The 20214-nt window shown below is 68.9% G+C and carries 18 protein-coding genes; 14 read left to right on the top strand and 4 right to left on the bottom strand.

Going from position 1 to position 20214, the window contains the following annotated elements:
- Positions 1–45: 45 nt before the first annotated feature.
- Positions 46–432 (bottom strand): HesB/IscA family protein, encoded by a 387-nt coding sequence (locus tag OV287_RS18630; RefSeq protein WP_267535383.1) that lies wholly within the window; start codon positions 430–432, stop codon positions 46–48.
- A gap of 69 nt (positions 433–501) precedes the next feature.
- Positions 502–1260, bottom strand: a complete 759-nt coding sequence (locus OV287_RS18625) for an SDR family NAD(P)-dependent oxidoreductase (protein WP_267535382.1) — start codon at positions 1258–1260, stop codon at positions 502–504.
- Positions 1261–1317: 57 nt separating this feature from the next.
- Here OV287_RS18625 and moeB point away from each other — a divergent pair, with 57 nt between their 5' ends.
- Together moeB and OV287_RS18615 are read left to right on the top strand one after the other, a co-directional pair.
- Positions 1318–2478: a molybdopterin-synthase adenylyltransferase MoeB gene (moeB, locus tag OV287_RS18620; protein WP_267535381.1), complete on the top strand. Its 1161-nt coding sequence runs from the start codon at positions 1318–1320 to the stop codon at positions 2476–2478.
- 12 nt (positions 2479–2490) lie between these two features.
- Positions 2491–2823 (top strand): rhodanese-like domain-containing protein, encoded by a 333-nt coding sequence (locus OV287_RS18615; protein ID WP_267535380.1) that lies wholly within the window; start codon positions 2491–2493, stop codon positions 2821–2823.
- A 6-nt stretch (positions 2824–2829) separates the two neighbouring features.
- On the opposite strand, the gene OV287_RS18610 is transcribed toward OV287_RS18615, so the two are convergent.
- Positions 2830–5181 (bottom strand): serine/threonine protein kinase, encoded by a 2352-nt coding sequence (locus OV287_RS18610; RefSeq protein WP_267535379.1) that lies wholly within the window; start codon positions 5179–5181, stop codon positions 2830–2832.
- Positions 5182–5298: 117 nt separating this feature from the next.
- Here OV287_RS18610 and OV287_RS18605 point away from each other — a divergent pair, with 117 nt between their 5' ends.
- From OV287_RS18605 to OV287_RS18555, 11 genes are all read left to right on the top strand, one after another.
- Positions 5299–6066: a hypothetical protein gene (locus tag OV287_RS18605; protein WP_267535378.1), complete on the top strand. Its 768-nt coding sequence runs from the start codon at positions 5299–5301 to the stop codon at positions 6064–6066.
- Between the two features lie 177 nt (positions 6067–6243).
- The gene (locus OV287_RS18600) at positions 6244–7476 is read left to right on the top strand and encodes a putative porin (protein WP_267535377.1); all 1233 of its coding nucleotides are present in this window, start codon (positions 6244–6246) and stop codon (positions 7474–7476) included.
- A gap of 15 nt (positions 7477–7491) precedes the next feature.
- Entirely contained in the window at positions 7492–8205 is a 714-nt protein-coding gene (locus tag OV287_RS18595) for a VTC domain-containing protein (RefSeq protein ID WP_267535376.1), read from the top strand.
- 6 nt (positions 8206–8211) lie between these two features.
- Complete coding sequence (tmk, locus tag OV287_RS18590) at positions 8212–9918, top strand: dTMP kinase (RefSeq protein ID WP_267535375.1); 1707 nt, start codon at positions 8212–8214, stop codon at positions 9916–9918.
- A gap of 16 nt (positions 9919–9934) precedes the next feature.
- Positions 9935–10639 carry a DUF4956 domain-containing protein gene (locus OV287_RS18585; protein ID WP_267535374.1) on the top strand — a complete coding sequence of 235 codons (705 nt, stop codon included), beginning with the start codon at positions 9935–9937 and terminating at the stop codon, positions 10637–10639.
- A 116-nt stretch (positions 10640–10755) separates the two neighbouring features.
- Positions 10756–11403 (top strand): hypothetical protein, encoded by a 648-nt coding sequence (locus OV287_RS18580; protein WP_308809623.1) that lies wholly within the window; start codon positions 10756–10758, stop codon positions 11401–11403.
- 156 nt (positions 11404–11559) lie between these two features.
- Positions 11560–12411: a hypothetical protein gene (locus OV287_RS18575; protein WP_267535372.1), complete on the top strand. Its 852-nt coding sequence runs from the start codon at positions 11560–11562 to the stop codon at positions 12409–12411.
- A 116-nt stretch (positions 12412–12527) separates the two neighbouring features.
- Complete coding sequence (locus OV287_RS18570; RefSeq protein WP_267535371.1) at positions 12528–13316, top strand: DUF3396 domain-containing protein; 789 nt, start codon at positions 12528–12530, stop codon at positions 13314–13316.
- A gap of 126 nt (positions 13317–13442) precedes the next feature.
- Positions 13443–14876, top strand: coding sequence for a purple acid phosphatase family protein (locus tag OV287_RS18565; protein WP_267535370.1), 1434 nt, complete (start codon positions 13443–13445; stop codon positions 14874–14876).
- Between the two features lie 137 nt (positions 14877–15013).
- Positions 15014–16420, top strand: coding sequence for an RsmB/NOP family class I SAM-dependent RNA methyltransferase (locus OV287_RS18560; protein ID WP_267535369.1), 1407 nt, complete (start codon positions 15014–15016; stop codon positions 16418–16420).
- Positions 16421–16496: 76 nt separating this feature from the next.
- The gene (locus OV287_RS18555; RefSeq protein ID WP_267535368.1) at positions 16497–18263 is read left to right on the top strand and encodes a M61 family metallopeptidase; all 1767 of its coding nucleotides are present in this window, start codon (positions 16497–16499) and stop codon (positions 18261–18263) included.
- A 2-nt stretch (positions 18264–18265) separates the two neighbouring features.
- Here the strand turns inward: OV287_RS18555 and OV287_RS18550 are convergent, their stop codons facing one another.
- Positions 18266–18637: a hypothetical protein gene (locus OV287_RS18550; protein WP_267535367.1), complete on the bottom strand. Its 372-nt coding sequence runs from the start codon at positions 18635–18637 to the stop codon at positions 18266–18268.
- Between the two features lie 90 nt (positions 18638–18727).
- Here OV287_RS18550 and OV287_RS18545 point away from each other — a divergent pair, with 90 nt between their 5' ends.
- Entirely contained in the window at positions 18728–20185 is a 1458-nt protein-coding gene (locus tag OV287_RS18545; RefSeq protein ID WP_267535366.1) for a B-box zinc finger protein, read from the top strand.
- Positions 20186–20214 lie beyond the last annotated feature (29 nt).

The following is a 20214-nucleotide window of genomic DNA, read 5'->3' as shown; positions in this document are numbered from 1 at the left end:
CCTCTCCCTCTGGGAGAGGGCTGGGGTGAGGGTCTACGCCACGTCTCAGGTCGAGAACGACGTCCCGCAGCCGCAGGACGACTTCGCGTTCGGGTTGTTGAACTTGAACCCAGCGCCCGTCACGCTCGACACGAAGTCGATCTCCGTGCCCGACAGGTACTTGTTGCTCAGCGCATCCGTCGCGATCTTCACCCCGTCCTGATCCCAGGTGAGATCTCCCGCCTTGAGCTCGCGCACCAGGTTCAGGTCGTAGCCCAGCCCGCTGCAGCCGGCCGGCACCACGCGGATGGAGAAGAAGTAGTCCTGGAAGCCCTGATCCTGGATGACCTTCTTCACCTGGGCCACGGCGGCCTCGGTGAGCCGCACCGGGCTCGACGGCGTGCCCTGGGGAACGGCGGTGGTGTTGGGAGCGGGGGTCGTGGTGGTGTCCATGTAGGTCGGTCTCCTTACAGGCGCCTTATAACGCCGGGCGCCAGAAATGCCATGTGGGTGAACAGACTCTCAGGCTGCCGGACCCGTCTCCAGGGTGCGGCCTCCATCCACCGGCAGAATCTGTCCCGTAATGAAGGTGGGGCCAGTGAGGAAGAAGAGCACCGTCTCCACGATGTCCATGGGCGAACCGAAGCGCTTCTGGGGAATCCGCTCGCGCAGCACCTCCAGGTAGTCCGATCCGAGGTCCTCCGGGGGGAGAACCGTCCCAGGAGCCACCCCATTGACCCGGATGGCGGGCGCCAGCTCGAGCGCCAGGCTCTTCGTCAGGGCGGCGAGCGCTGCCTTGGTCATCCCGTACGCGGAGTAGTTCCTCCATGGAGCGAAGGCGCCCCCTACGTCGACAATGTTGATGATGTCCCCTCCCCCCCGGGCCACCATCCCCCGCGCCACCTCCCGGCTGAGCAGGTAGGGAGCCCGCGCGTTGAGGGCCCAGTTGGCGTCGAGAATCTCGTCCGGCGTCTCCAGGAAGGGCACCCGGTCGAAGCGGGCCGCGCTGTTGACCAGGATGGACACGGGGCCGAGCGCCCGCTCCACGTCCTCCACCAGCGGCCGGACGCTGTCCGCGCGGGAGAGGTCCGCCTGAAACACCTCCGCCCGGGCCCCCGAGGCACGAATGGCCGCCACCGCCGCATCCGCCCCCTCGCGCGAGGCATGGTAGTGCACCGCCACCGAGGCCCCCTCCCGCCCCAGTCCCTCGGCGAGCGCACGCCCCAGGCGCACCCCGCCCCCCGTCACCAGCGCTACCCTGCCATCGAGCCTCCGCTGCATGCGTGCGTCTCCTTCTGGAAGGAAAACTCCTCCGGGCCCGGGTTATACGTGAGCCCCATGTCCGCCACCTTCCGCGAGTTGCTGTCCGCCACGAAGAAGGAGATCCGCGAGGTCTCCGCCGAGGACGTCAAGCGCCTGCTGGACGCGCGCACCCCCGTGAAGCTCATCGACGTGCGCGAGGGTGACGAGTACGCGGGCGGGCGGCTGCCGGGCGCGGTGCACATCCCTCGCGGCTACCTCGAGCTGCGCATCGAGGAGAAGGCGGCCCGGGACGAGGAGCTCGTCCTCTACTGTGCCGGAGGCACCCGCTCGGCGCTGGCGGCCCGCACACTCCAGCACATGGGCTACACGCGCGTGGCCTCGCTGGCCGGTGGCTACAACCGCTGGAGCGATGCGCACTACCCGGTGGAGAAGCCGGTAGTGCTCACCCCCGCCCAGAAGGAGCGCTACCGCCGCCACCTCATCCTCCCCGAGGTCGGCGAGGAGGGTCAGGCGAAGCTCCTCAAGTCCAAGGTGCTGCTGCTGGGGGCGGGGGGACTGGGCTCGCCGGCCGCGCTCTACCTCGCCGCGGCGGGCGTGGGCACGCTGGGCATCGTCGACGCGGACGTGGTGGACCTGAGCAACCTCCAGCGACAGGTGCTCCACACCCACGAGCGCGCCGGCCAGCCCAAGGTGGAGAGCGCACGTGCCACCATCGAGGCCCTCAACCCCGACGTGAAGGTGGTGCCCTTCCGCGAGCGCCTCACCTCGGACAACGTGCTGCGCATCCTCGAGGGCTTCGACCTGGTCATCGACGGCGGGGACAACTTCCCCACCCGCTACCTGCTCAACGACGCGTGCCTCATGCAGGGCAAGCCCAACCTCCACGGCTCCATCTTCCGCTTCGAGGGCCAGGTGACGACCTTCGTCCCCGGCCAGGGCCCCTGCTACCGCTGCCTCTACCCCGCCCCACCTCCTCCCGAGCTCGCGCCCTCGTGCGCCGAGGCCGGCGTGCTCGGTGTGCTCCCCGGCATCATCGGCCTCTTCCAGGCCAACGAGGCCCTCAAGCTCCTGCTCGGCGTGGGCGAGCCGCTCGTGGGCCGCCTCGTCACCTTCGATGCGCTCGGCACCCGCTTCCAGGAGCTCAAGCTGCGGAGAGACCCGAAGTGCCCCGTGTGCGCGCCCGGCGCCCGCGTGGAGCTCATCGATTACGAGCAGTTCTGCGCCTCGTCCGCCTGAACGGAGTCCCGCGTGCCCATCCCGGAGATCGATCCCTCCACCTTCGCCCAGCAGCTCTCCGGCCCGCCTGAGTCGCGGCCCGTGCTGCTCGACGTGCGCTTCCCAGAAGAGAACGCCTACGTGGCCCTCCCGGGCTCGGTGCTCATCCCCCTGCCTGAGTTGGATGAGCGCGCAGAGGAGCTGGAGGCCTTCCGCGGCAAGCGCGTCGTCGTCTACTGCCACCACGGCGTGCGCAGCTTGGACGGCGCGGCGTACCTGCGCTCGCGCGGCCTGGAGGCGGTGTCCCTGCGCGGGGGCATTGATCTCTACTCCCGCGCGGTGGACCCGAGCCTGCCGCGCTACTGACGCGCGCTACCGGATGGAGGACGACAGGTCCACCGTCTTGTCGGTGATGTCGCGGGCCTTCACCTCGACATCCACCTGCACCGGCTCCTTGAGCGTCGGCCCTTGCAGCACCAGGTGGTGCAGCCCCTCCACCAGCTCCAGCTTCAGCCCAGGCTGGTAGAGGCCGAGCTTCTGGCCATCCCGGTAGATCTCAATGCCCGAGACGCCGCGCGGCAGCAGCTTGGGCCGGAAGTAGCCCATCTGGAAGGTGCGCTCGATGGACTTCGTCTCCTGGGGCTCGCCGAAGGGCACCTCGATCTCCTCGTAGATGCCCTGCTCCTTGTTCTCCAGGATGAGCGTGTCCTGCACGTGCGCACCACCCATGCGGGAGAGCGGCGTGAAGCCGAGCACCGTGATGGGCTCGGAGCTGCGGCACCGGATGCCATGCCGCACCGACACCTGCACACGCTGGTTGGACTCGATGTTGAGGAAGATGCCCTGCCCGTCCATGGCGGAGCTGCCGAGCATGTCCAGAATGGGCCCGCGGAAGATGACGACCAGGCCCACCACGGACAGCGCCACGAGCACCCCGAGCAGGTTCTTCAGAGGAGGCAGAGACCGGGCCCGCGCGGCGGCGGGCTTGGCCCTGGGCTTGGCGCCAGGGGTGCTGACCTCGTCTTCCTGCTCCTCCGTTATCTCCTCGACGGAGGTCCGCCTGCGGGGCGCCACGGGTGCCTCGGGCAGCTCCGTGCGGCTGCTGGTGCGGCGCGGCTTCTGAGCCGACTCGGACTGGGCGGACTGACCCACCCCCGTGCGCCGCCGCACAGGCTCCGGCTGCCGTACGGGCTCCGGCTCCGGAGGCGGCGGCAACATCGTGCGCTCGGGATCCTCGTCGTCCTCGTAGGGCCGGGCACGCGGGTTGACGGCCACGGAGCCCCGCGACATTCGAGGCGACATGTCCGCATCCGCCGGCGGCTCGCCCGTCCGGGGAGTCCCGGTGCGCCGCACAACGGACTCGGTGCCCCGCCTCGGAGCGGGAGTCTCGATGCTGGCCCGAGTCACATCCTGCCGGCTGGGCATGCGCGCCACGGACGTGGAGCCCACGTTGGTGCGGCGCGGAGCCTCGTTGCTCGTGCGGCGGCGGGGAACCTCCGTGGCCGGAGGCGCCTCCCACTCCTGCACTTCCGGCACGTCACCCATCGGCAACGTGGCCGACTCGGTGCGCTTGTTCACCACGCCCGCGCGCGTCCCCGTTCGCCGCTGCTGGGGCATCTCCCCCGGCGGCGCCTCCCAGTTCATGTCGCCGGAGACGTTCGTCTGCGTGCCGGAGCGCGGCTCCATCCGCGAGTTGCTCCGGGGCGGCGCCTCCTCCTCGGGCGGAGGATCCGGCAGCACCGGCATCGCCGACATCGACTCTTCGCTGCGGGGCTCTGGATTGCCGCTGTGCTTCTCCTCGTCCAGCCGGTCCGCGAAGAGCGTCTCCATCAGCTCGGAGACCTGCACCGAGGTGGCCACCCACCGCTGACCGACGAGGAACTCCTCCAGCGCCAACTGCATCTGGCGCGCGTCCCGGTAGCGGTCATCCGCGGCCTTGGCCAGCGCGCGCATCACCACCTCGTCCAGCTCCGGCGGCACATCGGCCACCTGAGAGGGCGGGAGGATGTTGCACTCCATCGCGGCCTGCAGCGTGCCCAGCTCCGACTCCCGCTTGAGCGGGCGCGTGCCGGTGAGCAGCTCGTAGAGCACCAGGCCGATGGCGAAGATGTCCGCGCGGTGATCCAACGGCTTGCCCGCGGCCTGCTCCGGCGCCATGTAGGCGAACTTGCCCTTGATGGCGCCCGACTTCGTCGCCGAGGCCTGGTCCGCCGCCTTGGCGATACCGAAGTCCACCAGCTTCACCGAGCCGTCGAAGCTGATGAGGATGTTCTGCGGCGAGATGTCGCGGTGCACCACCTTGAGCGGCCGGCCCGAGTCATCCGAGCGCGTGTGGGCGTAGTAGAGGCCCTCGCACGCCGAGGCCACGATGCGGATGGCCAACGGCCGGGCGATCCACCCTCCGGCGTTGTACGCCTTGCGCATCACCCGGCCGAGGTCCTCGCCATGGATGAACTCCATGGCGATGAAGTACGTGCCGTTGGCCTCGCCGAACTCGTACACCTGGGCGATGTTCGGGTGGTTGAAGCGCGCGGCGATGCGCGCCTCGTTGCCGAACATGTCCACGAACTCCCGATCCTCCGCCAGGTGGGGGAGGATGCGTTTCACCACGACGTTCTTGGCGAAACCCTCGATGCCCTTCTGGCGCGCAAGCCACACCTCGGCCATGCCGCCGGTGGCGAGCTTCTTGAGGAGCTGATATTTCCCAAAAAGTTGAGGATTCATCCCGGGTTGCTCGCCGGGGGGAGCAAGCGCGAAGTGGAATACATCAGGGCGGCTCATCCTAGGCCAGGGGCTGGCGCGAGGCAAAGACGGCCGGTGAGAAACCGCTGGTTTCCTCTGATGGCCGGCCTGTGGCTGGCCTCCGCGGCCATGGCCGCCCCCCCTCCCCTGCCCCGGGAACCCACCGATCAGATCGAGGTCGAGCTGCATGACGACATGCTCGCCCTGACCTGGTCGGACACGGAGGAGCGACTCCAGGGGAGCATCCATCCGGCCGTCCCCCGGGCGGGCACCCCCCTCCAGCTCAACCTCCAGGTGGGCAGCTTCGAGGGAGAACCCTTCGAGGGCCCCCTCATTCTCACCCTGCGAGAAGTGGGAGCCTCCCACGGGCAGAGCCTCACCGTGAAGAAGGGCGCGCAGCACTGGCAGGCCACCTTCACCCCCGAGAGCGATGGCCTCCACCTGCTCGACGTGAGCTTCCGGACCACCCGGCACAAGGCACTCCATGCCACCCTCCAGGTGCAGCCCTCTCGAGTGCCCTTGATGATCGGCTGGGCCGTTTTCGGCCTCGGGGGCCTGGCGCTGCTCGGGTACACGGTGCGTGGCCTCCTGAAGGGAGAGCGCGCAGAGGAGCGTCCGCTCCCTTCATCCGACGCGGAGCCAGTACCTCCCGTGGACACGCCCTCGGCCCCGGCCACCAGCACTCCGGAGACGACACAGTCCGCTACCCCTGGGGCCGATGCGCCGCCTACCAGCGAACCTCCGGCCATGCCCGCTCCTCCATCCCCCGCGATGGAGACCGCCGCTTCCCACGAGGCCACCGCCACGCCGGCTGATTCATCGCCCTCCGCTCCAGAGGCTGAAAACAAGCCGGCCTCGGATCTGTAACTTCGACAGGCCGTCCACCACCCTCGGGTGGAATTTTCCTTCCCTGTGACGGCCACGTGACGCCCTTGTGCCGGTGGCTTTCGGACGCCAAGGCGAAGGAGTTGTCGGCACTCGGACATCCGCTGCTCAGGCACCCTGGTTGCAATCCTCCCCCGAGGTCCGGACGAGGAGGAGTGCATGGGCGGGCGGCGGGCGGGCGAGAAGGGAAGGCGGGGGATTCTCGCCACGGTCCTCCTTTTGGGCATGCCGGTGTTGGCCGCGGAGCCAGCACCAGAGACGGAGACGTCACAGCCGGAAGTGGATGCGTCACAGCCAGAAGTGGATGCGTCACAGCCGGAGGTAGACGCAGCTCAACCAGAGATAGCCGCGCTGACGCCGGAGGTGACACCCGAGGAGGCTCCGCCCAAGCCGACAGCGGTGGAGGCGCCCAACTCAGCGAAGCCGAAGGAGCCGAAGCCGAAGCTGGAGGAGCCACTCTCGGAGGGGGGAGAGGGCACGTCGGCCTCCGCGGAAGGGAAACGGGGTCTGCGGGTCGTTCCCTTCGGACGCGTCTTCGCCCGGGTGAGCGCGGATGAGCGCGAGCAGTATGCACGCTCGCTGTCCATTCCCTCCGCGCGCGTGGGCCTGGCCGCGTCGCTGCCCCATGTGGAAGCGGAGGTGGCCGCGGACCTGTCGTCCAAGTCGCTGCTCAAGGACGCCTTCGTGCGCGTTGCCGATGGGAAGAAGCGGCTGCGCCTCTACGGTGGCCAGTTCAAAGCGCCCTTCCTGGCGCGCGAGCTCGCGTCCTCCTGGCAGCTGCCGGTGATCCGGCGCGGGCTGGTGGCGGACTACCTGGAGGACACGCACAACCTGGGCGGCCGGCGACTGGGAGTGATGGGCGAAGTGAGCCTCAAGGAGGCCTGGAAGCTGAAGGTGTCCGGCGGCGTCTTCCAGGGCACCAAGGACGAGGACACGGGCATCCGCGCGAGCGAGGACGCCGCGTTGCGGGCGAGCGTGCGTCCCTTCAAGGTCCTCACCCTTGGGGCGAGCTCCTACTTCGCGCAGGCCTTCGAGGGGGCGCGCACCTACGCACTGGCCGCGGACGCGGTGCTGCGGCTGGGTGGACTGGAGGTGATGGGCGAGTACGTCAACGGGCACCTCCCCACGGGGCCCTTCTCCGCACAGTTGGGGCTGGCCAGCTACACGCTGCCGCTGGGTCTGGTCGAGGGTCTGGCGGTGCAGCCCGTGGCTGGCGCCGAGATGATGCAGTTGCTCGGTCCGCTGAAGGCCCGCGGCTATGCCTTCGTGGGGGGCTTCAACGTCCTCTATTCGGAGCACTTCAAGGCCCAGCTCCAGGCGGAGCACGCGTTGCGTCCCGGCGACGAAACCTCGGGCTTCGAGTACTCGCTGCAGCTCGCCACCCGCTTCTAGGAACGGAGATCGACCTTGCTCCAGTTCGCGGAAGGAGAAGTCACCAAGCTGCGCCGGGAGTTCAAGCTGGTGCTGGAGAGGGACGAGGCGGCGGCGCTGTGCGCGAGGCTGTCCACGTCGCTGGGCGGCTATCTGTCCCCGCCCACGAGCATCACCTCCGTCTACTTCGACAAGCCGGGCTACCCGCTGGCGCTGCGCTCGCTGGGTACTCCGAATGACTGCCTCAAGGTGCGCACCAAGGAGTACTCGCCGGACGTGGGCGCCGGGGGCGTGCAGCGCGTGGTGCTCGAGGTGAAGCGCGAGCGCAATGGCCTCACCCAGAAGCGCCGGGTGTGGGTGCCACGCGCGCAGCTGAGGAATGTGCTGCGGGGCGGCGTGCGGCTGCTGCCCCTCATCGCCGGAGGAAGCCTCATTCCGGTGCTGGCGGTGACATACCGGCGGCACGTGTACCAGTGCTCGCAGGCCTGGCGAGTGACGGTGGACCGGGACATTGGCTTCCATCGGATTACGCCGGAGCTGGCGCTCTGCGAGACGACGCTGAGCGCGGAGAGGCTGGGCAAACCGCTGGCGGTGGATGAGCGGGTGGTGGTGGAAGTGAAGCACCTGGGGGAGGAGCTGCCCGAGTGGCTGACGGCGCTCAACCCCGAGAGGAAGCCGGCGTACAGCAAGTTCGCCGAGGGGATGGCGAGGGTCCACGACTTTGTCGCGGACGGGATTGTGGGGGGCTGAGCAACCGTGTTCATCGACTTCGAAGGCATCGACGGCAGCGGAAAGACAACCCTGTCCAACCTCCTGGCGGAGCGGCTGAGGAGGCTGGGCTACAGGGTGGCGCACGCGCGCGAGGGCGGAGAGCTGCGCTCCCCCATCGCCCGGAGGATCCGCGAGCTCACCCGGGACTCGAAGCTGTTGGAGATGTCGCCGCGCACCGAGTTCTTCCTCAACCTCGCTCGCGATGCGCAACAGCTCGAGGAGGTCATCGCCCCTGCGCTGGCTCGAGGCGAGGTGTGCATCAGCGACCGCTACCTGTACTCACAACTGGCCCTGAGCGGCGGCGGGCGCGGAATGCCCGAGACGGCACTCGAGCCGGCGTGCGAGCTGGCCTCGCAGGGGCTCTGGCCGGACCTGGTCATCCTGGTGGACGTGGAGCCAGAGCTGGCCCGGCTGCGCAAGCGGCTGGGGAAGAGCAAGGGCGAGCGAGCACCAGACTCGGACAGTCGCAAGGGACTGGCCGGAGCGGGCCTTGCCGTGCGGATGAGGGAGTCCTTCCTCGCACTGGCGCAGCAGGATCCCTCGCGCTGGCTGATCATCGAGAACAATGATCTGCCGCTGCACGTACTGGAGCAGCGGCTGGTAGAGGCGGTGGTGGCGCGACTGGAGGGCCGGGAGCTGCCAGCGCAGCGGATGACGCCCCCGAGCGCCACGCCAGTGCAGGTGCCCACCACGGTGGACGAGGTGGAGGAGCACTTCTTCCGCATACTGGACGGGCTGGAGGTGCGCGAGCCCCAGCTCGCGGTGTGGCTGCTGGGCGGCATCCCCGGCTTCGCCGCGCACCAGCGACGGCTGGGCTTCTTGGAGCGCTTCCCGGGACTGACGGTGCGCAGCCTCATCGGCCTGGATGACGAGCCGGCCCGAGCCCTGCGCGAGCTGCTGGCGGAGGTGGTGCCCCAGGACGTAGCCATGAGCCTCGGCACCAACCCGTCACCGCAAGCCATGTCCCTGCGCGAGCGCCTCTACGCACACGCGCCGGCGGACGTGCTCTCCAGCCTCAAGCGCAACGACTCGCCCGAGGCGTGGGCCCTGCGCGAGCACGCGCTGCGCGAGGGGCGCCTGGGCGAGGTGCTCTGCGGACTGGCCGGGGTGGACGATGGGCCAGCCTGGGCGGCGCGAGAGCTGGGCGTGCGGAGCGGGCTGTACGCGGACGCGGCGCGCAGCCTCACCGGCCTGGGCTCAGCCCGAGCAGACGCTCTGCGCGAAACCCTGCTCGCGCATGATCGGCTGGCGGTGCTGCGCAGCGTCCAGGGCCTGGACACGCCCTTTGCCTGGCAACTGCGCGCAGCGCTGGAGGACAAGGCCCTGAAGCTGGTGCTGCGCTCGCTGACCGGGCTCTCCACCGACGAGGCCTTCGCCCTGCGCGAGCGCGGCGCTCCGCTGACGAAGGAAGCCCTCGACTCGCTGGACGGGCTAGACGACCCACGTGCCTGGCGGCTGCGCGAGGCCTTCGTGTCGCGCTGGCCGGCCACGGGGGTGTCCTCGCTGGAGGGGCTGCCAATGACGGAGCAGGCCGAGGCCCTCGTGCTGCGCGCGCTGGAGCTGACCGCCGCCCGGCTGCCGGTGCTGCGCAACGCCTACCGCCTTGTCGCCGCCTCGCACATGGCCGCGCTTCCCTCGGAGCGCACTCCGCAACGGATGGCCGGGGATGGCGCCCAGCGGCCGGTGCTCTGAATCGAAAGGACGAGTCATGGACGGGTTGTTCTCGGGGCTCTTCAAGGACGTGGCGTCCGGCACCCCGCCCGGAGCAGGAGTCATGTTGCCCCGCTTGATGGCGGCGGTGCTCATCGGCGCGGTGCTCGCGCTGCGACCGTGGCGCCTGCTCACGCGCAAGCCAATGCCCAAGTCAGAGATGATGCAAGCCCAGGTGCTGCTGTGCACCGCGGCGGCGGTCATCACCGCCGTCATTGGCGACAGCACCGCCAAGGCCTTCGGACTGGTGGGCCTGGGGAGCTTCGTGCGCTTCCGCTCGGGGCTGAAGGACCCGCGCGACGCGGCCATCCTCTTCCTGATGATCGGCCTGGGCATGGCGTGCGGGCACGGCAGCCTGGGGCTGGCCGGGGTGGGCACGGCCTTCGTCGCCGTGCTGTTGCTGGTGCTGGACTTCTTCGAGAAGCAGGAGCCCGCGGCCTCGAAGCAGCGGATATTGGTGTCGGCCCAGTCGGATGACCTGGCGGGCGCGGAGGCGTGGCTGAGGAAGCAGCTCGGCGAGCGCAACGTGCTGGTGCGCAGCTGCGCGATGGACTTCGACGGACGGAGGCTGGAGCTCGAGGTGGAGGAGAAGGAACCGGGGACGCTCGCGTCGGCGCTGAGCCGCTCGGCGAGTGGGCCGATCCGGGGACTGAGGTGGTCGGAGATGCCGTCGAACAAGGGGAGTTGGGAGGACCGAGGATGAGGCGTTGGGGCTGGGCCGCAATGGTGGCAGCGATGTGTTGGGCGGGGTGCGGCGAGGGTGGAAGCCTCCCCACGGGGGACCAGGGACAAACACCCACGACGAACCAGGACGGAACGGTGGACCTGCCGGACATTCCTCCGGACACAGGGGAAGAGACGAACCCGCCGGACCCGGAGCAACCGGCTCCCTTCACGAGCCTCTGGCCGCTCACGCCAGGCTCCACGTGGACGTACCGCATCACGGATCCAGTGCGAGGCACCTTCGAGAAGCGAGTGGAGGTACTGGGGGAGCAGGCGGTACCGGAGACGTCGATGCGGGCCATCGCGGTGCGCAGCACGCAGCCGCACCTGGAGGAGCTGTCCTGGCAGCTCGACGTGAATGGGGTGGTGGTGCGCCTGCGCGAGGAGGACCGGAAGGGAGACGTCCTGGCGCGAGTGACGACCTGGAATCCCGCGACGGTGAAGTCCATCGCGACGGAGCGGCCCGTGGGGTGGCGCTACGACTCGGACATCCGTGAGCTGACGCGCCTGGGTGACGGAACGACGGAGGACAAGGACAAGACCTATATCTGGCGCGTGGAGGCGGTGAACGAGACCGTCGTCACGCCGGCGGGCACCTTCACCAACGTCATCCGCATCAAGCGCGAGCGCGGGGACAAGGAAAACCAGGAGCGCACGTACTGGCTGGCGCCCGGTATCGGCAAGGTGAAGGAGGATGGCGAGCGGCTGGAGGAGCTCGTCTCCTACGATGTGAAGAAGCCCTGAACGATGGGGGCGATTCGTGGGCGGGGGCGAGGCGGGTGTGTCCCCTTCGACAGCCTCCGCCCACCGCAGCACCCGATGGATTGACGCAACCGACAGCACCGCCGTGAACTCCAGGGGCAACAGTCTTCGGCCCATGCGGCTCATTGGGGGTGTGGCATGTCCATCCAGCGTATTGGCCCGCCTCTGGCGGGCATTTGGCGGTCGCTCTGTCCGCGCGTGGCGTGGATGGTGCTCGTGCTCCAGGCCGCTTGCATCACTCCCGTGGGAGTGCAAAGGGGCGACGGCTACAGCTACGACAACTCCGTCTCGGCCGCCTGCCGGCAGAACCCCGCCAATTGCCCAGCCCTGGCAGGGAAGGAAGCCGCCTTCGAACCTGTCCGGCAGGCGGGTACGGCTGGGCTCTCCGTGGCTGTCGTCCTGGCGGCGCTCAATGACGAGGCAAGATCCTCCATTGAGCAGGCGCTCACACATTGCGTTGAGCTCGCCCGCTCGGAGATTCTCCTGCGATATCAGACGGCATTCAAAGGTCCCTCTCCCGATGCCAACGAGTGCAACCAATGGACGGTGGATGCGCAGGGCAGGAGGGTGACGTGGGCCATGCGGCTCGGAACGGAGATGCACGAGGTCGCTCGGCAATGTGCTGAAGAGGCATTGAACAAGCTGCGGCCCGGTGGCTTCAGCCTGGAACAGCGATACCGATATGACAGGCAGACAGGGCAAAAGAAACCAATCAGCACCGAAGAGGAGCGGGCCTTGGTGGAGTCTGGAAATCAAGGCGAGTTGAAGGGGACGCTGAAACCCGATGTGGTCATCCACTCGGGCTCCCTCCTCGACGTCCAGGCGATCTACGACTTCAAGTTTCCCTGCGTAAATACAGATGTGGCTCCGCACTGGACTAAATACCCCGAGGGACATCCCTATTCTGGTTACGACCAAGGAGCAATGTACGAGATGGCTTTCGGCTCGAATGTCGCACGTATCATACCCAGATTGGGGGTAGTTCGATGAGCGAGCATTACCCAAGAATCCGAATCCATGCGGAGAACGGTGCCCTACTGATACGCGACAGCCTGAGCATCACCTTCTACATGTGCCGCCCTCACGAGGAGGTGGCATCGGCAGTCATGCGTTCCTTGGACACGTACCTGCGGGCAGTCGGAGCGAACGCCCTGGGACTGTACGCGGACCAAGAGGGCTTCTGGCAAGAACTCGATGATGCGAGCTGGGTGCTCATTCGAAATGAGCTGCTGAATCCTGTCTGGGCCAGTGTCTATCTGACGGATGCTTGCGGTAGAGAGAACCGCTACCAATTCGCATACCGAGGCAAGCCGCCCCCAAGCCCGTCCTTCGCTGGCGAGCCAGGAGCGGTGTCAGTGGTGAGCTTCTGGCTGCCGACCGAGTTCCTGGAGAAGCACGGCCCGGGGAGGGTGCGCGAGTTGGCGCTGGAATTGGCAACGCCCCTGCCCTTCTGTTCGGGCCATGCAGGCCTCTCCTTCAACTGCGACACCAGCCTGTTGGGCGTGAAGCAGGAGGTTCGTAAGCATTGCTTCCGCTACCCTGGCATGGACATTCCCGACCCAAACCTGTCCGTATGGAAAGTCGGCACAAAAGTCCGGGAGATCTCCTGGCTGAACTTCCTGGGCCAACCGGTATTGGGTGAACTGGGTGGTGCGACGGGGCTGCGCTCGCGGCTGACCTCACCCGGCACCACCGTGCAGGAAATGGAGGGAGAGCGAGCCGTCGTCACCCTGGGCCGTTGGCCCGAAGCGGGTGACACCGAACGAGGTGACACGCTGCCCGCCTACCGGGAGCTCGCACGCGTACTGGAGCCCTGGCTCTACCAGGAGCAGCCCTGGCAGGGTCGCCCTGTGGATGAGGTCGTCCGTCGCTGGGAGCGCCGCTTCCTCGACTGATCCTCATCCATCAGGCGAGCCCTCGCCCACTCGCCGCCGAGTAGACGAGCGAGCGCGGGAAGAGGGATGGATGTCACACGGTGGACGGTTGCACTCCCGGTCCGAATGGCTCGGACAGGAGACACCATGCACCGACTGTATTCCCTGGCGTTCGGCGCGGTGGCCGCAGCGCTCACCTTCACCGCGAGCAGCGCCAGCGCCGCGAGCCTCACCCGCCAGCCCTATCTCCAACGGGTGGGCCCGGACACCGCCACCATCGCCCTCCGGCTCGATGGAAGCTGTGTCCCCTCAGTGCGTTACGGCACTCAGGGCTCCACCGACCAGTCCGCCCAGTCCGCGGACTCCGGCCGCAACCACGCCATCGTCCTCACCGGCCTGCAGCCCGGCACCGAGTACACCTACCTCGTGGAGGCCTGCGGCGCGCGCACCAACCCCGTGCGCTTCTCCACCGCCCCCGTGCCCGGCACTCGCAACGTCCACTTCACCGCCGTGGGCGACTTCGGCATGAACAACGCCGACCAGCGGGCCGTGGCCAACGCCATGCTCGGCCGCAAGCCGGAGCTCTTCCTGATGCTCGGCGACAACGCCTACTCCTCGGGCACCGAGGCCGAGTTCCAGAGCAACCTCTTCGTCCCCATGGCGCCCCTGCTCGCGCAGGTGCCCTCCTTCGCCGCCCCCGGCAACCACGAGTACGTCACCCAACAGGCCCAGCCGTACTTCGACAACCTCTACCTGCCCACCAGCCCGAGCGGCGGAGAGCACTACTACTCCTTCGACTGGGGCCACGTGCACTTCGTCTCGCTGGACTCCAGCTGCGCCCTGGGCCTGGCCCCGGCGGCTCGCTGCTCGCTGGCCGCGCAGAAGAAGTGGCTGGAGCAGGACCTCGCCTCCAGCGACGCGCCCTGGAAGGTTGTCTTCCACCACTACCCGCCCTGGAGCAGCGGCGAGCACGGCTCACAGCCCCTGATGCGCCGCGAGTTCACCCCCCTCTTCGAGAAGTACGGGGTGGATCTCGTGCTCACCGGCCACGACCACCACTACGAGCGCAGCCAACCGATGAAGGGCAACGCCGTGGGACCCTCCGGCGAGCGCAACCCCACCTACCTCGTGGTGGGCGGCGGCGGCGCGTCCCTGCGCCCCTTCGAGACCAGCAAGCCCTCGTGGACGGTGGTGCGCAACGACCGGGACCACGGCTACCTCGATGTAAAGGTGCAGGAGGGCACCCTCACCGCTCAGGCCCTGACGCCCTCGGGTCAGGTCATCGACAGCTTCACCCTCACCAAGGAGCTCCCTCCAGCCCCGGAGGAGGAGCCAGCCCCGGAGGAGGAGCCGGTGGTGACCGACCCCTCGTCGCCCCCCACCATCGAGCAGCCAGGTCCCACGCAGCCCCCGACCCCTGCTCCGGGCCCCATCACCGGGAGCCCTGGGCTGCCTGGCAGTCCGGAGGACCCGGAGGACCTGGGTCCAAACGCCCCGGGCTGCTCGACCGGCCCGGCGATAGCGCTGCTCCCCGCGGGCCTGCTGGTGCTCGCCGGGGCCCTGCGCCGCCGCCGTCGCTAGCCGGCTGGCCGGGGGAGGGGGCGGAGGCGCCCTGGAAACGAAATGAGGCGCCTCCACCCTTGTCATTGAGCGCCCGGGATGCGATTCGCCTGACTGCCGATAGAGCAGGCCCGCCTCCCGGGCCCCCGGAGCTTTTCATGAAGAAGAACCCCCGCCCGCCCGCCCGGGCGTCCCAGTCCCGACGTGAGCCGCCCTCTCCCGAGGCCGAGGCATCGCGTGCGGCCCGCCCGCTGCGCGAGGATCTCGTCCTCCAGGCCAGCCTCGAGGCCTATGGCTTCATCCGCCACGAGGGCCGTCTGGCCGACCGGGCCCTGGACTTCACCCTGCGCCACAAGCGCAACCTCTACTCCAACGAGCGCCGTGCCGTGGCCGAGCGCGTGTACGCCCTGCTGCGCCGCCAGCTCACGGTGGACTTCCTCCTCGAGCGCGCCCACCGCGGCTTCTCCCGCCTGGACAAGACGCGCCAGGACGTGCTGCGCCTGGCCACCTCGCGCATCCTCCATGGCGAGCCCATGGACGTGGTGGCCCGCACCTCGGCGCTGACGGGCCCGAATGCCGACGCGCTCGCCGCCCTCCCCGAGGCCGCCCGGGCGCTGGAGGCCCTCCCCCGGGACAAGCGCTTCCCCATCGCCGCCTCGCTGCCGGACTTCCTCGCCAGGTACTTCCGCGAGGTGTTCGGCGAGGACGCCGAGCGCGCCGCCGAGGCGATGAATGAGCGCGCTCCCCTCACCGCCCGCACCAACGGCTTCAAGGGCGACCGGGAGAAGCTGCGCGCGCTGCTGGAGCAGGAGGGCGTGCAGTCCTCCCCTACCTCGCTGTCGCCGCTCGGGCTCATCCTGGACACGCGCACCAACGCCTTCTCGCTGGAGGCCTTCCGCGAGGGCTGGTTCGAGCTGCAGGACGAGGGCAGCCAGCTCCTCGGCATGCTGGTGGACGCACCGCCCACGAGGGTGGTGGACGCATGCGCGGGCGCGGGCGGCAAGACGCTGCAGCTCGCCGTGCAGATGAAGAACCGGGGCGACCTGCACGCGCTGGACATCGAAGAGTGGCGCATCGAGGAGTTGCGCAAGCGCGCACGCCGGGCCGGGGTGCACAACGTGCGCACCCAGGTCATCCCCCCCGAGGGCCCCGAGGCCGACGAGGCCATTGCCCCCCTCAAGGGCAAGGCGGACCGGGTGCTGGTGGATGCCCCATGCAGCGGCACGGGCACCTTCCGCCGCAAGCCGGACGCGCGCTACCGCCTCACGCCCGAGATGCTCGCGGACCACGTGGCCCGGCAGAAGCGGCTGCTGGAGCGCTTCTCGCAGCTGGTGAAGCCGGGAGGCCGGCTCATCTACGGCACGTGCAGCATCCTGCGCCAGGAGAACGAGGAAGTGGTGCAGGACTTCCTCTCGAAGCACCCGGACTACTCGGTGCGTCCGGTGGCCGAGGAGCTCGGGCCCGAGCTGGGCGCGAAGGTGGGCCCGGGCCCCTTCCTGCGACTCGCCCCGCACCTGCATGGCACGGATGGATTCTTCGGAGCCATCCTCGTGCGAGCGAAGTAGCCTGTTCCCCGGGGGGACGGCCTGAACCGTCCCCTGGCCATGCTGTCCCCCCCTCTCGCCCCCTGGAGGGCCCGGAATGCCGGAAGCGGTCCACTATCGCGTCTCGATGCTCCGCCCGCACTCGCACCTCTTCGAGGTAGAGGCCACCTTCCCCGCGGGCCCGGACGTGCTCGATGCCATGCTGCCGGTGTGGACTCCCGGCAGCTACCTCGTGCGCGAGTTCGCCCGGCAGGTGCAGGACATGAGCGCCATGGGCCCGGGAGGCGAGCCCCTCGCGGTGCAGCGCGTGGACAAGCGCACCTGGCGCGTCCAGGCCCGGGGGCACACGGTGACGCTGCGCTACCGCGTCTACGCCAACGAGCTCACCGTACGCACCAGCCACCTGGATGGCAGTCACGGCTACTTCAACGGCGCCACCCTCTTCCTCTACACCGAGGCCACGCGCGGCCTGGAGCACCTCGTCACCGTGGATGCCCCCGCGGGTTGGAGGGCATTCGCCGCACTGGAGCGCCGGGGCGAGGCCTTCGCCGCGAAGGATTACGACGAGTTGGTGGACAGCCCCTTCGAGGTGGGGCCCCACACGCCGCACACCTTCACCGCCGCGGGCGTGCTGCATGAGGTGGTGGTCTGGGGAGACACGGTGCCGGATACGACCCGGCTGTGCTCGGACCTGCAGCGCATCGTCGAGGCACAGGCGCGGATGTACGGCGGCCTGCCGATGCGGCGCTACCTCTTCCTCGTCTACCTCACGGACAAGAGCCGCGGAGGGCTGGAGCACAAGGCCTCCACGTCGCTCCTCTTCCCGCGCGCGGGGCTGCAGAACGCTCGGGGCTGGGAGGACTTCCTCACCCTGGCCTCCCACGAGTACTTCCACCTGTGGAACATCAAGCGGGTAAAGCCGCGGGCGCTCGTCCCCTTCGACTATTCGCAGGAGAACTACACCTCGCTGCTCTGGGCCTTCGAGGGGGGCACGTCCTACTACGACAACCTCTTCGTGCTGCGCGCGGGGCTGATGAGCGACAACCGCTACCTCACGCGCCTGGGCGAGACGCTCTCCACGCTGCACGCCACGCCGGGCCGCAAGACGCAGACGCTGGCCGAGGCCTCACTGGTGAGCTGGGTGAAGCACTACCGCCCCGACGAGCACTCGCCCAACAGCGCCATCTCCTACTACCTCAAGGGCGAGGTGGTGGCCGCGCTGCTCGACCTGGAGCTCCGCCGCGCCACGGACAACGCGCGCGGCCTGGATGATTTGATGCGCCTGCTCTGGCACCGCTACGGCGACGAGTCCGGAGTGCCCGAGGACGGCGTGGAGGCGGCGGCCTCGGAGGTGGCGGGGAAGGAGCTGAGCGCCTTCTTCGACCGGGCGGTGCGCAGCACGGAGGAGCTGGACTACTCCGTCTTCTCGCACGTGGGCCTGGAGGTGCGCTTCCGGCCGCGCGAGTCCTCGAGCGACAAGGGCGGCACGCCCCCTCCGCGAGTCAAGGGAGAGGTCAGGCCCAGGGGCTGGCTGGGCGTCACCACCAAGGGAAGCGCCACCATCGCCACGGTGCTGGAGGGCTCGCCCGCGCAGGAGGCGGGGCTGTACGTGGATGACGAGCTCGTGGCGCTCGATGGCTGGAAGGTGGATGCCGCGGGGCTGCTGTCACGCAGCGAGGACAAGTCCCCGGGCGACACGGTGCGCCTCACGGTGTTCCGCCGGGACAGGCTGGTGGAGGTAACGGTGACGCTCGGCCAGAAGCCCTCGGACGCGGTGTGGCTGGCGCGGGTGGAAAAGCCCACCGACGCGCAGAAGGCGGCCTATCAGGCGTGGCTGGGTGCACCCTGGGAAGAGCCAGGGTAGCCCTACCCCATCAGCGCGCCCAACAGCACCATCAGGACGATCCCCACGGGGACCGAGAGCACCAGCGCCGCTCCGTGCACGCCGAGGATGTCGATCAGGCTCCTCCTACGCCTGATCCCCAGGCTGGAGCTCACCGCGTACACCGCGTAGCTGACCCAGATCAGCACGAAGAGCAGGCCATTCAGGCTGATGGTGGCCCCCGGCGAGGAGCGGGACATGGGCACCGAGGCGGCCCCCGCCAAGATGGCGACCAGGCCCAACAGCCCCACGTGAATCACGATATGGCGCCTCGGGTCCTGCTCCTCGGAGTCGGAGTCGAAGACGGAGTCTTTGACCTGTTCTGGCTTCAGGCCTTTTGAAATGTTCTTGAACATCGCGAGGTGGAGTCTACGCGAGCGGGGGCGAGTCCCCAACCGGTACACCCCTGCCAGCCGACCGGATAGGCTCCCGTCCTGAGGAGCACCATGCCGCCGAAACGCCTCGCCCGTTGCAAACGCCACCCCTCCGCTCCCGCCGGCTGGCGCTGTGATGGCTGCGAGGCCTTGCTCTGCCCCGAGTGCGTGGAGGCCCGGCGCATGCAGACGGTGGACTTGCTCTTCTGCCGCGAGTGCGGTGGCCAGGCCGAGACACTGATCGTCCACCGCTCGGAGCTGGCCACCTTCGCCGACCGGCTGACCCAGGTGTGGCGCTACCCCTTCAGCAAGCAAGGGCTGATGGTGGCGGCGGGGCTCGGAGCCGTCATGGCCTTCGTCGGCTTCATGACTCAGGTCACGCTCATCGTGGCGCGTCTGGCCCCCGCGGCGATTGGCGCTGGCCTCTTCTGGGGTGCCTTCTTCTCCATCATGCGCGCCAGCGCCCGCGGCGAGAACGAGGTCCCCATCCCGGAGTACAGCGACGTCTTCAGCGACTGGCTCCTCCCGGCCCTCAGGGGCGTGTTCGCCACCAGCGTGGTGTGGCTCACCCTCCTGCTCTACCTCGTGTTCGCCGGCGGCTGGGACGTCTTCCAATACCTGGATCGCCTCCTCAGCGACCCGATGTTCTACATGACCGGCCGGTTCCACTCGATTCCAGGCGAGCGACTCCTGGGAGATCCCTTCGCATGGGTACTGGGACTCGCCAGCCTCGCCTACCTGCCGATGGCCCTGGTGATGGCGGTGACAGGCAATGGCCTGCTGGACACGCTCAACCCGGTGAGGGCCGTGCACGGCATCCTCCGCCTCAGGCGGGACTACCTGGTGGCCCTGGGCTCCCTGTTCACCCTGGGCCTCGTCTACCTCGTCGTCCGCATCGTCAGCTCCGCCCTGCGCGAGGTCCCCTTCGAGCTCGTCATCACCCGCTGGCTCGCCCAGGTGCTCGAGTGCCTCGTGGTCTTCATGATGGCGCGCGTGCTCGGACTGCTCATCTACACACGGGGAGATGCCCTCGGATATGGCGCTCCGAGCGACTACATCACCCCCGTGCTCGCGGGCGCCGCGCCGAGCACCTCGCTGCGCGTGGACCCCGCCCCACTGCCGGCCGAGACCCCCACCCCGGCGGAGGCGGCCGCTCCCTCCCCGGAGGCCCGGTTGCAGGAGCTCGCCGCGGCGGTACAGGCCCGCGACGTTCCCCAGGCGCTCACGCTCTACACCGCGCTGAGCTTCCTGCCGAAGGCACGCATTCCTCCCGCGGTGCACCTCTTCGTCGGACAGGCCTCGGCCTCCAAGGGAGACAACGACCTGGCGGTGCGCGCCCTGGAGTCCGCGGCGGACTCGGCCCCGGACGATCCTCTGGCCCCGCGCGCCCTCGTCCTGCTGGCCCGGGTCCTCGCCGAGCGCATGAAGGAACAGACCCGCGCCGAGGACGTCTACCGTTACATCGTTGACCGGTACCCGGATACGGAGGCCGCGCGCTTCGCCCAGGGCCGCCTTCCGCCCACCAGCTGACATCCGGCGTTGCCCCCCGAGGGAGCCGT

This window comes from Archangium lansingense, from assembly GCF_026626635.1.
In the GTDB taxonomy this organism is placed as follows: domain Bacteria; phylum Myxococcota; class Myxococcia; order Myxococcales; family Myxococcaceae; genus Archangium; species Archangium lansingense.
Note: the sequence above shows the minus strand (reverse complement) of the source record. Positions and strands in the feature narration are given on the sequence as shown.

Bases quoted from the DNA above. Each gene is read 5' to 3' on its own strand.
- OV287_RS18630 (WP_267535383.1), bottom strand. From the start codon at position 432: ATGGACACCACCACGACCCCCGCTCCCAACACCACCGCCGTTCCCCAG.
- OV287_RS18625 (WP_267535382.1), bottom strand. From the start codon at position 1,260: ATGCAGCGGAGGCTCGATGGCAGGGTAGCGCTGGTGACGGGGGGCGGG.
- moeB (WP_267535381.1), top strand. From the start codon at position 1,318: ATGTCCGCCACCTTCCGCGAGTTGCTGTCCGCCACGAAGAAGGAGATC.
- OV287_RS18610 (WP_267535379.1), bottom strand. From the start codon at position 5,181: ATGAATCCTCAACTTTTTGGGAAATATCAGCTCCTCAAGAAGCTCGCC.
- OV287_RS18605 (WP_267535378.1), top strand. From the start codon at position 5,299: ATGGCCGGCCTGTGGCTGGCCTCCGCGGCCATGGCCGCCCCCCCTCCC.
- OV287_RS18600 (WP_267535377.1), top strand. From the start codon at position 6,244: ATGGGCGGGCGGCGGGCGGGCGAGAAGGGAAGGCGGGGGATTCTCGCC.
- OV287_RS18585 (WP_267535374.1), top strand. From the start codon at position 9,935: ATGGACGGGTTGTTCTCGGGGCTCTTCAAGGACGTGGCGTCCGGCACC.
- OV287_RS18575 (WP_267535372.1), top strand. From the start codon at position 11,560: ATGTCCATCCAGCGTATTGGCCCGCCTCTGGCGGGCATTTGGCGGTCG.
- OV287_RS18570 (WP_267535371.1), top strand. From the start codon at position 12,528: ATGCGTTCCTTGGACACGTACCTGCGGGCAGTCGGAGCGAACGCCCTG.
- OV287_RS18565 (WP_267535370.1), top strand. From the start codon at position 13,443: ATGCACCGACTGTATTCCCTGGCGTTCGGCGCGGTGGCCGCAGCGCTC.
- OV287_RS18560 (WP_267535369.1), top strand. From the start codon at position 15,014: ATGAAGAAGAACCCCCGCCCGCCCGCCCGGGCGTCCCAGTCCCGACGT.
- OV287_RS18555 (WP_267535368.1), top strand. From the start codon at position 16,497: ATGCCGGAAGCGGTCCACTATCGCGTCTCGATGCTCCGCCCGCACTCG.
- OV287_RS18550 (WP_267535367.1), bottom strand. From the start codon at position 18,637: ATGTTCAAGAACATTTCAAAAGGCCTGAAGCCAGAACAGGTCAAAGAC.
- OV287_RS18545 (WP_267535366.1), top strand. From the start codon at position 18,728: ATGCCGCCGAAACGCCTCGCCCGTTGCAAACGCCACCCCTCCGCTCCC.